The following is a 14878-nucleotide window of genomic DNA, read 5'->3' on the forward strand; positions in this document are numbered from 1 at the left end:
TATCCCGACAACCGATGACATCCGGCAATTCACAAATTTTATTTTTTGATCAGCTCTTCAGCGTTGCCGAGCCAAACATCCGTCCCGTGAGACAATCCTGAAATCTGAACCAGCTCAGAAAATGTTGTCGGTTTGGTTTGTTCAAGCATTTGACGAACAAATCGCGTTCCAAATTCCGGTATACCGAGCGTTCCAGTCTTAGAATCAATATCTTGCGGTGTAACACCAAGAGATTCAGTTGAACCAAACAGCTTCATCACTTCAGGATCATCCGTCGGAATCGTTTTTGGATCAATCCCACTTAAATCCTGCAACATCCGTATTGCCGTCGGATCATCGTGCCCGAGTATATCAAGTTTCAAAACATTATCGTGAATTGAATGGAAATCGAAGTGCGTCGTTTTCCATTCAGAATCCGTTGCATCTGCTGGGAACTGCACTGGTGTAAAATCATAAACATCCATATAATCTGGAATAACGATGATTCCGCCTGGATGCTGTCCTGTTGTCCGTTTTACACCTGTACATCCTGCCACAAGCCGGTCAACCTCTGCCCCGCGAATATTCATATTCATATCGCGTTCATATCCGCGAACATATCCAAATGCCGTCTTCTCAGCAACCGTACCGATTGTTCCGGCACGATAGACATAGTCTTCACCGAAAATTTCTTTCGTATAAGCGTGAGCAACCGGCTGATAATCCCCAGAAAAGTTCAGGTCAATATCGGGAACTTTATCCCCTTTAAACCCTAAGAACGTTTCAAATGGAATATCTTGACCTTCCTTACGGTAAGCCGTGCCGCAGTGCGGACATTCTTTATCAGGAAGGTCAAATCCAGATCCGACCGATCCATCATCAAAGAACTCAGAATGCTTGCAATTCGGGCAAAGATAATGTGGCGGAAGCGGATTTACTTCCGTGATTTCCGTCATTGTTGCAACAAATGAAGAACCGACCGATCCACGCGAGCCTACTAAGTAACCATCGTTTAGCGACTTCTTAACCAACTTATGCGAGATTAAATAAATAACCGCAAAGCCGTGTCCAATGATGCTTTTCAATTCTTTTTCAAGCCGTGCTTCCACAATTTCCGGAAGCGTTTCGCCATAAAGTTGATGCGCCATGTTATAACTCATATCGCGCACTTCGTCCTCAGCACCATCAATCTTTGGTGTGTAAAGCTCATCTTTAATCGGTTTCAGCTCATCCATCCAATCTGCAACAAGATTTGAATTCGTCACTACAATTTCATGTGCCTTTTCTTCACCAAGGAAACTGAACTCTTTTAGCATTTCTTCTGTTGAACGGAAGTGTACATCCGGAAGCTCGTTCCGATTAAGCGGATTGGCTCCGCCCATCGAATGGATCAATATTTTACGATAGATTTTATCTTGCGGATCTTTATAATGAACATTTCCGGTTGCAACAACAGGTTTTCCTGTTTTCTCACCAACTTTTACGATGTTGCGTAAAATCTCTTCAAGCGCTTTTTCATCACGCACCATCTCTCGTTCGATCAGCGGTGCATAAACCGGTTTCGGCTGAACTTCGATAAAGTCATAGAATCCGGCAACTTTTTCAGCCTCTGCCATTCCTTTTTGCATCATCGCTTCGAACAGCTCACCTTGACTGCAAGCCGTTCCAATGATCAAACCTTCGCGTAGTTTTTGCAGCTGCGACCGCGGAATCCTTGGAACACGGAAAAAGTAATTGAGGTTTGACATCGTGATTAATTTGAAAAGATTTTTCAACCCCTCAGCCGTCTGTGCATAGATTGTCGCATGAAACGGACGGGCACGCTTGTAGGCATCGCCCTCGCCCATATAATCATTCAGCTGATCGTGGTAATCAATATCGTGTGTTTCTTTTGCATCTTTGATTAGTTTCCATGCCAGATAAGCCGTTGCCTCAGCATCGAAAATCGCGCGGTGATGTTGTTCAAGAATAATATTGAATTTCTTCGTTAGCGTATTCAAGCGATGGTTCTTGAAATGCGGATATAGAAAACGAGCCAGCTCAAGCGTATCTATAACCGCGTTTGGCGCATCTTGTAGCCCAATTTTACGATAAGCCGTATTGATGAAGCCCATGTCGAATGACGCATTATGCGCCACTAGAATAGCATCTTCGCACCACGTACGGAAATTTTGTAACACCGTTTCGATCGGATCAGATCCTTTTACCATGTCATCAGTGATCCCTGTCAAATTGATTGTTGTTGCTGAAAGCGGATGCCCAGGATCAATAAACGCTTCAAACTTATCCACAATTTCGCCGTCACGCATTTTAATGCCGGCAAGTTCGATAATCGTATCATATACCGCAGAAAGTCCTGTTGTTTCCACATCAAATACAACATAGGTTGCATCTTTTAGCGCCGTATGCTCATCATTATAAGCAATCGGAACCCCATCATCGATCAAATTTGCTTCAATTCCGTAGAGAATCTTCACGTCAAATTTTTGACCAGCCGCATAGGCTTCTGGGAATGACTGCGCCACCGAATGATCCGTCAGCGCCATCGCTTTATGACCCCAATCCGCGGCTTGTTTCACAAGATCCGTCACCGAGTTCGTCGCATCCATTTGGCTCATATTGCTGTGCAGATGCAGTTCAACACGTTTCTCCTTAGCACCGTCAAGCCGTTTTTTCGGCGGAATTTCATTAATATCTTGAGCCATCATGATCAAATCCCGCACAAACGTATCATTTTGAACACTGCCGCGTACTTTAACCCACATACCCTTCTGCAAGTTTTGGAACATCGCCGCATCTTCCTTATCACGCGAGAACATCTTGATGATCATTGAGCTGGTATAATCGGTAATCTTGAATTGCAGCAAACTGCGGCCGCTTCTTAGTTCACGAATTTCCGTTGCGAAAATATAGCCTTGTACAGTAATACGACGCTCTTCATCGTAAATATCGCCGAGGTGTTTAACCTCTTCATCCTCTTTAATTTTATAGCCGATTTGGAAAGGACCCGTGAGTTCCGGAGCTGCACCAGGTGAGCCACTGTCTGCTTCCATTTGCCGTTTTTGCATCACCTCAACAGCCGCCTTCGCTTTAGCCGCGTCTTCCTCCTGCTTCGCTTTCGCGAACGCTTGATAGGCCTCTGTATTTTCTTGGGTTAAAAGTGAGCTACGGGTAGCAAGGCGCGGGAAACCGCGTTCCAAGTACCTCTCAACAATTTCGCCAGCAAAGCTCTGTTCAAATTTCGTCTGCTCCATCTCGTTATGAAAAGCGAGCTCAAGAAAATGCGGTTCCCGAAGCGTCGGTTTTTGCTCGAGCAAAACTTGCCCAATGAGCGGAGATGTAGTAAGAAACGGCGAAACAATCATATTCCAATATTCCTGAATCAAGCTTTCATCAAGCCGTGCATCGCGTGCTTTAATACGCAACTCCGTATCGGCAATCTCGCTAAACGCCCGCTTCATTCCGGCATCAAGCATCGTATAAAAAGCTGCGGGAAATATCTGTTGAGTTTCAAGATGAAACTGCCAGGTTTTCGTCCTTTTATCCGCAACCAATTTTTCAATTTTAGTATCCTTCGTAAAATCCTCGAAAGCTGTTTCCCCTTTTAATCCAATTTGTTCCAAAAGAAGTTGAAATCGCTCCTTTTTTTCTTCCTCTGAAGCACTCAAATGTTGTCACTCCTTTCGACTAGAAAGTCATAAAAAGTACCTTCCGTAAAATGCAAAGGTACTTTCCAAACGTTAATCCTATTGTACATGAAAAATTACTTTTCGCCAAAGAGAATAGGTAGCGTGTTAAGAAGCTCATCTTGACGAACTTCGATCATCTCGCCGGTTTTTCGAATCTTCACTTCAACAATACCATCAGCAGCCTTTTTCCCAACCGTAACCCGAATTGGAAGTCCAATTAAGTCTGCATCGGCAAACTTCACTCCCGCACGTTCAGTCCGGTCATCCAAAAGCACACTGTATCCAGCATCCTTAAGTGTTTTATATAGTGAATCGCCAAATTCGCGTTGCTCATCATTTTTCATATTAACCGGAATCAAATGAATATCAAACGGTGCAATTCCTTTTTCAAATACCAAACCATTTTCATCATTACATTGTTCCGCTATCGCTGAAAGCAGTCTCGATACACCAATCCCGTAACAACCCATTAGAAGCGGGTTTGCACGTCCGTTTTCATCAAGAAACGTTGCATTCATTGCTTCCGAATATTTTGTGCCAAGCTTAAAGATATGTCCTACTTCAATACCTTCTGCAAACTTAATAACTCCTTGACCATCTGGTGACAAATCACCTTCTTGAATCATTCTGAGATCAAAGTAGCTTTGTACCTCAAAATCGCGTCCTGGATTGACATTTACAAAGTGAAAATCATCTTCATTCGCACCAACTGCAGCATTTACAACGTCTTTTACCGCATTGTCGGCATAAATCCGAATATCACTTGGAACACCAACCGGACCAAGCGATCCGAAGTTTGCACCAAGCAGTTTCACAGCCGCATCCGGATCTGCAAACTCAACCACTTTCGCTTCCAGTGCGTTTTTAATTTTAATATCATTCACTTCATGATCCCCACGTACAAGCACCATGATGATATCTCCATCAACATCAAACAGCATTGATTTTACTGTCTTCTCAATTGGAATTTCTAAGCTTTGGACGATATCTTCAATCGTACGTAAGCCCGGTGTCGCAACCTTTTCAAGCGTTGCTTCTTGTTCCACCGATTTTTTCTCCATGTAGAGTACCGGCGCCATTTCTACATTCGCCGCATAATCTGAACTGTCGCTGTAGGCAATTGTATCTTCACCGATTTCAGACAGCACCATAAATTCTTTTGTTTCTTTGCCGCCGATTGAACCAGAATCCGCAATTACTGCACGAAAATTAAGTCCACAGCGGGTAAAAATATTACTATAAGCTTGATACATCTTTTGATAAGTTTCATCCAAACTTTCCTCAGTCGCATGGAAAGAATAAGCATCTTTCATAATAAACTCACGTCCGCGCAAAAGTCCAAAACGAGGACGTTTTTCATCTCTAAATTTTGTTTGAATTTGATAAAGCGTGATCGGTAATCGTTTATACGAATTTAATTCATCACGCACCAGTTCAGTAATGACTTCTTCATGTGTTGGTCCGAGCGCAAAATCACGCGCATTACGATCCTTAAGTCGCATTAATTCAGGGCCGTAATCATTCCATCTGCCCGATTCCTGCCAAAGCTCAGCAGGTTGTAGCGCTGGAAGCAAGAGTTCAGAAGCCCCGATTTCATTCAGTTCCTCGCGGATGATTTGCTCAATTTTTTGAAGCGTCAAAGTTGCAAGTGGTAAATAGCTGTAAATCCCGCTCGCTGTTTGACGGATAAAGCCTGCGCGAAGCAAAAGCTGGTGGCTTTTAACCTCAGCATCAGCAGGCGTTTCTTTCAGTGTTGGTATAAAAGTCATTGTCTGACGCATGAAATACACTCCCTTTTTATAATAATCCCTTTAAATTTCATCCTAGAAAAAAGCTCGCTGAATATCATTCCATGTGACAAGAATCATCAGCACCATCAGGAGTGCAAAACCAATAAAATGAATCATGCCTTCCTTCTTCGGATCAACCGGTTTCCTACGGATCAGCTCATAAGCAAAGAACAACAGCCGCCCGCCGTCAAGCGCTGGAAGCGGAAGCAAATTCACGATACCAAGATTGATACTTAAAACTGCCGTCCAATTAAGCAGCGTCATGAAACCATAGCTTACAACCTGTTCGGTACTAGTATAAATACCAACTGGTCCGTTCAGCATATCTAGCGAAAAGCCGCCCGTCACCATCTTGCCGAGAATTTCAAAAATTTGTTGAATCCAGAACCACGTTTGCGTAAAGCCGTATGTGATCTTATCAACGAACGAATCCTTAATCGGGTTCGCTACCCCAATCTTCCCAACCGTCTTGCCTTGTTCCTTTTGCTTTTCAGGCGTCACAGAAACATCTTGCGTACTGCCGCCGCGTTCAATCTTGAAGTCAACCGTTTTCCCCCGGATTTTTGGAAACCTCCGTCACGATATCCGTCCACGACTCCGTTTTCTTTCCCGAAATTGACAAAACTTTATCGCCTTGTTTAAGACCAGCAGTAGCCGCCGGACTATCCTTGACGACATTGCCAAGCGTATTTTCCTGTGAGGCAACACCGCCCTGAACAAAAGCAAGCACCGTAAAAATGATGACCGCTAAAACAAAGTTGAAAAATGGGCCAGCAAAAATCGTTGCGGCACGTTTCCCAAGCGACTTAGCGCCAAATGTCTTATCATAAGGTACAATCTGCGTTTCAATTTTACCGTCAATAACGACTGCATCGCGCGAAACAGGGTAGCGTACTTTCTTCGATTCATCAAAATCCTCGAAGCCTTCAATATAAAGCTCTTTCTCAAGATCAGCCTTTGCCACTTCAAACGGCTGTGCATCCACATACTGATCTTTTCCATTCACGATGATTTTTGTCACCGTTTCATCATTAGAAAGCTCAAGCCCGACGCGGTATCCCGGTTTTAAATCCAGTTCCTCTCCATCTTCGCCTGCCATCCGCACATAACCGCCGATCGGCAAAAGCCTAATTGTGTACTGTGTTTCTTTTTTCTTATAAGCAAAAATCTTCGGCCCAAAACCGATCGAAAAATCCCGCACCATAATCCCAGAGCGTTTTGCAAGCAAGAAATGGCCTAATTCGTGAAAGAATACAATCAATCCGAAGACCAGAATAAATGCAATAATCGTTGTCAAATTTACTTCACCTCTATAAAAGTGTTTTTGCGTACGCTCTTGTTTCCTGATCGACCTGCAAAATCGTATCGAGCGATGGAACTTGTACGACATCATGTGCATGATGATTCATAGCATTCTCAACCACAGCTTCAATGTTGTAAAAATCAACTTGTCCGTTTAAAAAATCCAGCAACTGCAATTTCATTTGCCGCATTTAAAACCGTCGGCATCGTTCCGCCTATTTTACCAGCATTGTAAGCTAATTTCAATGCCGTAAAACGTTCATAGTCAACTTCCTCAAAATGAAGTGCGCCGATTTCAGCAAGACTGAACCGTTTCGGAAAACTCATTTCCGCCCGTTCCGGATACGTTAACGCGTACTGAATTGGAATACGCATATCTGGGGCACCAAGCTGTGCAATCATGCTTCCGTCTATATATTCTACTAGCGAATGTACAATACTTTCGCGGTGAATTAAAACCTCAATATCATCATAATCCATCTCATAAAGCCAGTGTGCCTCAATCACTTCAAGCCCTTTATTAAACATAGTTGCTGAATCAATCGTAAGCTTATTGCCCATGCTCCAGTTCGGATGATTAAGTGCTTCTTTCACCGTCACATTCCGAAGCTCCTGACGAGTCTTGTCACGAAAGCTTCCGCCACTTGCCGTAATAATCAGCTTCGCAACATTCGCTCGTTTTTCCCCGTTAAGCGCCTGAAAAATTGCCGAATGTTCACTATCAACCGGAAGAAGTGGAACCTTTTTCTTCCGAGCAGCCTCTACCACTAAGTGTCCAGCAGTTACTAGTGTTTCCTTATTGGCAATTGCAATCTGCTTTCCAGCTTCAATTGCATCAAGCGTCGGCAAAAGTCCTACACTGCCAATTACTGCGCTGAGAAGCACTTCGCCTTCTTGATAAGCCGCTACTTCACGTAAGCCTTCAAGTCCGTAATAAAATTTAATCCCCGGAAACTCCGCCCGAAGTCCATCCAGATCGCGCTTATTCTGAACCGACACAAGTTTAGGCTTAAATTCCTGAATAATTTTACGACCGAGCTCTACATTGCGGCCAAATGATAAAGCGGCGATTTCAAATAGTTCTGGATGCTCTCTCACAATTTCGAGCGTCTGTGTTCCAATTGATCCAGTTGCACCCAACAAATTAATTTTCTTCATTGCTTCATCTCCATCAAATTATTTGAAGTATATGCAAGAGCGGCAAGACAAACAGCAAACTGTCGAAACGATCTAAAATTCCGCCATGACCCGGCATAATCTTTCCTGAGTCTTTCACACCATAAAAACGTTTTAAAGCCGACTCCACAAGGTCGCCAAGCTGCCCAAAAATAGAAAGAACAATAAGTCCCAAGAACACAGCAACAAAATTGTCGCCTAAATCAAAGAAGTAAAAGAATCCTCCTGCCACAACAAGCGCAGAAACAATCCCTCCGATAAAGCCCTCAACCGTTTTGTTCGGACTGACATGCGGAGCAAGCTTATGTTTGCCAATAGCTCGTCCGATAAAATAAGCTCCCGTATCCGTTGACCAGACAATTAGTAACGCGAACAATACATAGTAAAAACCTGCATCGCGTGTCAGCGCCAAATGATGAAAGCCCATTCCAACATAGAATGCAGCCAAAACGGCAATTCCCGCTTGATCAAAATGAAATTTATTTCTCGAAAAAACAGTATACGCTAGTAAAAGAGCGATCGCAATGAAAATTAACTGCATCAGCGAAAGCCCGATATGATTGAACCATGTAAGATAGCGATCCGGCACAACAACCAGCCATGTGAGTAGCATTGTCACTATGCCATTTACTGATAGCAGCGGATGCTTGGTCATCGTTAAAATTTCGTATACCGCAATTGAAGCCAGTAAAATGCTGACGAGTTCAAACGGTATCCCTCCGATAACCACAAAGGGAATAAAAATAATAAGCGCTACAATTGCTGTAATAATTCGTGTCTTCACCTTTTTTCTTCCTCCCTACAAGCCACCATATCTGCGTGACCGGTTTTGAAAATCGATCATCGCTTCTAAAAAGTTGCCTTCCGTAAAATCTGGCCAGTGAACATCTGTAAAATAAAATTCGCTATACGCGAGTTGCCAGAGCATGAAATTACTCAGCCGTAATTCTCCACTCGTCCGAATTAATAGATCAGGATCGCCAAGCCCCGAACTCATTAAGTATTTTTCAATATCCGATTCTCGAAGCTCCTCCGCACTTTTCCCAGCCTTCTCAAGCTCACGCACAGCTTCCTTTGCCGCCGAAATAATCTCCGCTCGTGAACCGTAGTTCAGTGCAAAATTTAGTACAAGCCCCGTACAATGTTTCGTACGTTCTATTGCATTTTCAACAGCTCGAAGCGTATGAAGCGGCAAGTTATCGCGGTAGCCCATCACGTTGATTCGCACATTTTGCTCCACAAGTTCAGGCACAAACGTATCGAAAAACTCAACAGGAAGCTTCATTAAATAGTCAACTTCGTCAGTCGGACGCTTCCAATTTTCCGTAGAAAAAGCATAGAGCGTCAAAACTTCAATTCCAAGCGAATTGGCATAACGGGTGATTTTCTTGACCACATTCATGCCTTCCTTATGTCCCGCAATCCGTGGCAAAAGTCTTTTTTTAGCCCATCTCCCGTTTCCATCCATAATGATCGCAACATGCTTTGGAAGCGGTAATTCTGGGGATAGCTCACCATCTATAAAATTTTCGTTTTGTCGAAATAACTTCTTAAACATTCTAGAATCCTCCAATAGAAATGTCGCTTTCCTGCGCATATCTATTCCTATAATACCAAAAAACCCATGATTTATGTACTAAAAGTTATATGTGATTCATGAGATTTCCATGAGAAACTGCACTTCAATTTGGATACAAAAGAAAAAGCATTCCCGTCCTTCCCGAAGTAGAAGAAAAGGAATGCTTTTTCACTTGTTTTATTAAACTTCCATAATTTCCGCTTCTTTATCTTTTGCAATTCCATCAATACGTTTGATACTTTCATCCGTAAGCTTTTGCACATCATCCCCGTAAGAACGCAAGTCGTCTTCCGTGATTTCACCAGCTTTTTCAAGCTTCTTAAGCTCGTCGTTTGCATCACGGCGCACATTACGGACAGCCACTTTCGCCTCTTCCGCTTCCTTCTTCACTTCTTTTGCAAGCTCACGGCGGCGTTCTTCAGTAAGTTGCGGAATCGCAAGACGAATAACCGTCCCATCATTATTTGGTGTTAAACCAATATCCGATTTCAAAATTGCTTTTTCGATATCGTCAAGAATCGTTTTATCAAACGGCGTAATCATTAATAGACGTGCTTCAGGTACAGTAATACTCGCCATTTGGTTCAGCGGAGTTGGAGCTCCGTAGTAGTCAACTTGAACACGATCTAAAATGGAAGCATTCGCCCGACCTGCACGAATTTGCCCAAGAACACGCGACAAAGCTTGTTCTGATTTCTCCATTTTTTCCTTGGAATTTTGTAATACTTCTTTACTCATCGTTTATTTCCCCCTTACCGTTGTCCCGATTTTTTCACCGAGAATGACGCGTTTAATATTGTTTTCATTTTCCGCAAACGAAAATACAACAAGCGGAATATCATTATCCATACTTAGCGAAGAAGCCGTAGAATCCATCACTTGCAATCCTTCTTTGATTACATCAAGATAAGACAGTTCATCATATTTTTTTGCCGTTTCATCAACACGCGGATCTGCGCTATATACACCATCCACATTGTTTTTTGCCATCAAAATCACATCGGCTTCAATTTCAGCTGCACGAAGCGCTGCCGTTGTATCCGTTGAGAAATAAGGATTTCCTGTTCCGCCGGCAAAAATAACCACACGGCCTTTTTCAAGGTGGCGAATCGCTTTTCTTCTAATATAAGGTTCCGCAATCTGACGCATATCAATTGAAGTCTGTACACGCGTAGCCACACCGACACTTTCGAGCGAATCTTGTAGCGACAGCGAGTTCATCACCGTTGCAAGCATGCCCATATAGTCAGCCGCTGCACGATCCATTCCCATTTCGCTTCCAAGACGACCGCGCCAAATATTGCCACCGCCGACAACAATTGCAACTTCTACACCAAGTTCAACCACTTCTTTGACTTGTTTTGAAATGGCATTGACAACATTCGGCTTAATTCCGAATCCGTCTGTACCTGCTAATGCTTCACCACTTAATTTTAAAACTACACGTTTATATTCTGGGGTATCCATAGTGACCTCCACTTATTTATTCTAGTTCGCGATAAAAGAAGCTTTTATCCACCATCTTTTATTTTACTAAAAAAAGCGGCATTACAAAAGCATTTTCTATAAAAAAGCTGAAATTCTTCTTTTAACCTTCCCGTTTCAAGTGTAAAATCGGATAATCTCTGCCTTCACCGTCCGTTTTGCTTTCGGAAACAAGCCGAAAACCAGATTTCTCATAGAACTTATAAGCAGCAGTATTCTGTTTATTCACGTCCACAAAGCGAATTCCTTCTTCCTCAATTAACCTTGCCAAAATTTGTTTCCCTAAGCCTTGCCCTTGAAATTCGGGTTTCAAGAAAAACATTTCGAGATTTTCCTCGTGATGCCCAGTAAAACCGACCAGCTCACCCTCCCATTTCCACAAAAAAAGGGTTAACATCGGAAAATAATGCGGAATTTCTTGCCGAAGCGCGGCCTTATCTTCCTTCTTCAAAAAATTATGCGTCGCGCTTACCGAATTATCCCATATTGCAAGGATTGCGGGATAGTCTTTCTCCCGAGCGCTCTCAAAATCAAGCATATTTAACCCTCCCATTCCCTTCACACAACAATTTTAACAGAAAGTAAGCAACACAAACAACAAAAAAACGAGCCGGCTAACCTGCCGGCTCGTTCAATCCAATCAATAATTATTTAACGATTACAGTCATTGGAATATCAGTAGCTTGAGCTGTGTTCAAGCTGATGATTTGGTAGTAATACATGTAAGTACCTGGTACAGAAGTATTTACGTCATTAACAATAACAGTAAATAAGTATGGGTATACATGGTTAGATGCATCATATAAGTTTGGATCATAATTCCCGTAGAACGGAAGATTTGTTCCATTGATCGTTGCAGTTGCATAAGCAGATCCATCAAATACACTGTTTACAGGAACTTCAACCACATTATCTGGAACTGTGACTGTTACTTCATCCTGAACAACTTGAACTGATGCTGCATCCACACTTCCTGCAACTGGTAATGCTACTGCTGCCAAACTAATGGCTGCTGCTAACGGTAAAGCAAGTAATTTTTTCATGTTTATTCCTCCAATAGATGTTTTTTTTGTACAAGCCAAGTATAGCATAAAAAAAAGATTATTGTGCTATTTTCTAAATTCAGTATTTGTCTGTTAATTAAACAGCGTGTTTTATATGATAATTTTGGCAAATAAAGAAAATGATGGTAACTTAATTCGAATTCGATCATCACTAATTGTGAACAAAAATAGTTACCGAAACATCTTTGTCATCTTCCGTTTTTATTTTTGTTATGAATGTATTTAAAATATCAAGTTATTCAGATCAAAAGATGTGATCTGATAACAAAAGTTTACATTTTCTTCTTTTTTTGCGAACTTTATCTAGGTATAAAAACACTTTCTGGCTTTCCCCCCAATCCAGGTAAAACCAAATTGTTTTGTATAGCTTATACACTCAAACAAAAAAGCCTTGGAAACTTAAAGTTTCCAAGGCTTTCAAATTTATCAAATCTTATTGTTCTTTTTTTACTTGGCTCATAACTTCTTCAACGAAGTTATCTTCTTTTTTCTCAAGACCTTCACCGACTTCAAAACGAACGAATGAAGCAACAGTGGCACCGTTTTGCTCAGCATATTTGCCGACAGTGATATCTGGGTCTTTTACATAAGGTTGATCAAGCAGCGAAATTTCGCTCAACCATTTTTTCAAACGGCCGTCGATCATTTTTTCAACGATATTCGCTGGTTTTCCTTCGTTAAGCGCTTGTTGCGTAAGCACTTCTTTTTCGTGAGCAAGCTCATCAGCATCTACATCATCACGTGAGATGTATTTAGGGTTGATTGCCGCGATGTGCATAGCAATGTTTTTCGCAACTTCGTCATCCGTAGTACCGTTAAGAAGTACGACAACACCAATACGTCCGCCCATGTGGATGTACTCGCCGAAAGCACAGTTTTCGCCTTTTTCAGTGATATCGAAACGACGAAGTGAAATATTTTCCCCAATTTTCGTAATCGCTTCAGTGATGTATTCTTGAACCGTAACACCGCTTTCGATTTCTGTTTTAAGGGCATCTTCCAAGTTTGCAGGACGTACAGCAAGTAAATGCTTAGCCAATTTGTCCACTAAGTTTTGGAAGTTATCATTTTTCGCTACAAAGTCAGTTTCAGCATTCACTTCAAGAACAATTGCATGTTTTTCATTGCTAACAACATGAGTCATCCCTTCAGAAGCAATACGATCTGCTTTCTTCTCAGCTTTTGCAATACCTTTTTCGCGTAAAAGATCAATTGCTTTTTCGATATCGCCGTCTGTTTCAACTAATGCTTTTTTACAGTCCATCATTCCGGCACCAGTTTTTTCACGCAATTCTTTAACCATTTGAGCTGTGATATTTGCCATTTTCAATTTCCCTCCAATAAATAACTTTTAAAAAAAGGTGATAAGAATACCCCCTTATCACCTTCTAGAATGTCTAAAAATTAAGCTTCAGTTGTTCCTTCCGTTTCAGCTGCTGCTTCCACTTTAGCTTCTTCAACGTCTGCTTCTACATTTTCTTCACCTTGGTTTACTTCAATGATTGCATCAGCCATTTTAGCAGTCAATAGTTTAACCGCACGAATAGCATCATCATTTGCAGGGATTACATAATCGATTTCATCAGGATCACAGTTAGTATCTACAATACCGATGATCGGAATATTTAATTTACGAGCTTCTGCAACTGCAATACGTTCTTTACGAGGGTCAACGATGAAAAGTGCATCAGGAAGACCTTTCATATCTTTGATACCGCCTAAGAAGCGTTCCAATTTTTCTTTTTCTTTCTTAAGAAGTACGACTTCTTTCTTAGGAAGAACTTCAAAAGTACCGTCTTCTTCCATTTTTTCGATTTTCTTAAGGTGTTTGATACGTTTTTGGATCGTTTCAAAGTTTGTAAGCGTTCCACCCAACCAGCGGTGGTTTACAAAATATTGACCAGAACGTTCTGCTTCTTCTTTCACAGAATCTTGCGCTTGTTTCTTAGTACCTACGAAAAGGATAGTTCCTCCATCAGCAGCTACTTCACGCATGAAGTTGTAAGCTTCGTCTACTTTTTTGACCGTTTTTTGTAGGTCGATGATATAAATACCGTTACGCTCTGTGAAGATATATTTCTTCATTTTAGGGTTCCAACGGCGTGTTTGGTGTCCGAAATGTACACCAGCTTCTAACAATTGTTTCATTGAAATAACAGGCATGTTATTCCCTCCTATGGTTTTATTTTTGCGATTTCTCGCCCTCCGCACAGATCTCCCAGTTGAAAGACTTATTTATAAGCACCCTTTCCTCTGTCACTGCACGTGTGTGATTTAACACCGTTTACTACTATAGCATAAAACCCTACAAACCGTCAACGTTTCGAGGTAATTTATCGGCCTCTCCCACTCACATCATATTACTTAATGAAAGCGTTGCTCAATCTATAAAACTATAAATGAAACCTGCGATAAAGCCAATGACAATGATTGAAATTATTAGTATCCACATTCCTTTTGAGATTAGCGGTTTTTTATTGTCCATTACTAAAAACCTCTCTTTCGTTGTTTCCTTTAGTTTATAACAGAACAAAGCACCATACAAGAGTGTTTTTCTACTCTAGTACGACGCTTTTTCTTATGTAAACTCTCTAAACTTGGTTTCACCTGCAAGCCTGCGTTCCATTTGACGATCTGTCAGCTCCTCAACAAGTTCTTTGCGCTTTTCAAGTGGGATCAAGCCAACTTTTGCCTCTTTCATTTTTTCATCGACAACGCAAAGAGTTCTGCGCGTTCTACGTCAATAGTTTCCAATCACAAACTTCTTTCCATTTTTTCCCATTTATTAAACACGGTCTGAATTTTATTTACTGC

Annotated in this window: 10 protein-coding genes and 3 pseudogenes; all 13 read right to left on the reverse strand. The window is 41.7% G+C overall.

The window, feature by feature from the left end; all coding sequences use genetic code 11:
* A pseudogene (locus tag MFLO_RS01865) lies at positions 1 to 3647 on the reverse strand (PolC-type DNA polymerase III); the annotation flags it as partial.
* A 95-nt stretch (positions 3648 to 3742) separates the two neighbouring features.
* Positions 3743 to 5449: a proline--tRNA ligase gene (locus MFLO_RS01870; RefSeq protein ID WP_036096024.1), complete on the reverse strand. Its 1707-nt coding sequence runs from the start codon at positions 5447 to 5449 to the stop codon at positions 3743 to 3745.
* 42 nt (positions 5450 to 5491) lie between these two features.
* Positions 5492 to 6755 (reverse strand): annotated as a pseudogene (rseP, locus tag MFLO_RS01875) (RIP metalloprotease RseP).
* Between the two features lie 13 nt (positions 6756 to 6768).
* Positions 6769 to 7918 (reverse strand): annotated as a pseudogene (locus MFLO_RS01880) (1-deoxy-D-xylulose-5-phosphate reductoisomerase).
* Between the two features lie 13 nt (positions 7919 to 7931).
* Complete coding sequence (locus MFLO_RS01885) at positions 7932 to 8720, reverse strand: phosphatidate cytidylyltransferase (protein WP_036096026.1); 789 nt, start codon at positions 8718 to 8720, stop codon at positions 7932 to 7934.
* A 15-nt stretch (positions 8721 to 8735) separates the two neighbouring features.
* On the reverse strand, positions 8736 to 9494 hold the full coding sequence (locus MFLO_RS01890; protein WP_036096028.1) for an isoprenyl transferase: 759 nt from the start codon (positions 9492 to 9494) through the stop codon (positions 8736 to 8738).
* A gap of 201 nt (positions 9495 to 9695) precedes the next feature.
* Entirely contained in the window at positions 9696 to 10253 is a 558-nt protein-coding gene (frr, locus tag MFLO_RS01895) for a ribosome recycling factor (protein WP_036096030.1), read from the reverse strand.
* 3 nt (positions 10254 to 10256) lie between these two features.
* On the reverse strand, positions 10257 to 10982 hold the full coding sequence (gene pyrH, locus MFLO_RS01900; protein ID WP_036096031.1) for a UMP kinase: 726 nt from the start codon (positions 10980 to 10982) through the stop codon (positions 10257 to 10259).
* Positions 10983 to 11103: 121 nt separating this feature from the next.
* Positions 11104 to 11538: a GNAT family N-acetyltransferase gene (locus MFLO_RS01905; RefSeq protein WP_077913126.1), complete on the reverse strand. Its 435-nt coding sequence runs from the start codon at positions 11536 to 11538 to the stop codon at positions 11104 to 11106.
* Between the two features lie 109 nt (positions 11539 to 11647).
* Entirely contained in the window at positions 11648 to 12001 is a 354-nt protein-coding gene (locus MFLO_RS01910) for a hypothetical protein (protein WP_149022947.1), read from the reverse strand.
* 496 nt (positions 12002 to 12497) lie between these two features.
* Positions 12498 to 13388, reverse strand: coding sequence for a translation elongation factor Ts (tsf, locus tag MFLO_RS01915; RefSeq protein WP_036096037.1), 891 nt, complete (start codon positions 13386 to 13388; stop codon positions 12498 to 12500).
* An 80-nt stretch (positions 13389 to 13468) separates the two neighbouring features.
* Positions 13469 to 14227, reverse strand: coding sequence for a 30S ribosomal protein S2 (gene rpsB / locus MFLO_RS01920; RefSeq protein WP_036096039.1), 759 nt, complete (start codon positions 14225 to 14227; stop codon positions 13469 to 13471).
* A 415-nt stretch (positions 14228 to 14642) separates the two neighbouring features.
* Positions 14643 to 14765 carry a hypothetical protein gene (locus MFLO_RS16695; RefSeq protein ID WP_277619754.1) on the reverse strand — a complete coding sequence of 41 codons (123 nt, stop codon included), beginning with the start codon at positions 14763 to 14765 and terminating at the stop codon, positions 14643 to 14645.
* Between the last annotated feature and the right edge of the window lie 113 nt (positions 14766 to 14878).

The organism is Listeria floridensis FSL S10-1187 (assembly GCF_000525875.1).
GTDB lineage: Bacteria > Bacillota > Bacilli > Lactobacillales > Listeriaceae > Listeria > Listeria floridensis.

What these genes read in the sequence shown, in the direction of transcription:
- MFLO_RS01870 (WP_036096024.1), bottom strand. Translation starts at nt 5,449, where the DNA reads ATGCGTCAGACAATGACTTTTATACCAACACTGAAAGAAACGCCTGCT.
- MFLO_RS01890 (WP_036096028.1), bottom strand. Translation starts at nt 9,494, where the DNA reads ATGTTTAAGAAGTTATTTCGACAAAACGAAAATTTTATAGATGGTGAG.
- frr (WP_036096030.1), bottom strand. Translation starts at nt 10,253, where the DNA reads ATGAGTAAAGAAGTATTACAAAATTCCAAGGAAAAAATGGAGAAATCA.
- pyrH (WP_036096031.1), bottom strand. Translation starts at nt 10,982, where the DNA reads ATGGATACCCCAGAATATAAACGTGTAGTTTTAAAATTAAGTGGTGAA.
- MFLO_RS01905 (WP_077913126.1), bottom strand. Translation starts at nt 11,538, where the DNA reads ATGCTTGATTTTGAGAGCGCTCGGGAGAAAGACTATCCCGCAATCCTT.
- tsf (WP_036096037.1), bottom strand. Translation starts at nt 13,388, where the DNA reads ATGGCAAATATCACAGCTCAAATGGTTAAAGAATTGCGTGAAAAAACT.
- rpsB (WP_036096039.1), bottom strand. Translation starts at nt 14,227, where the DNA reads ATGCCTGTTATTTCAATGAAACAATTGTTAGAAGCTGGTGTACATTTC.
- MFLO_RS16695 (WP_277619754.1), bottom strand. Translation starts at nt 14,765, where the DNA reads ATGAAAGAGGCAAAAGTTGGCTTGATCCCACTTGAAAAGCGCAAAGAA.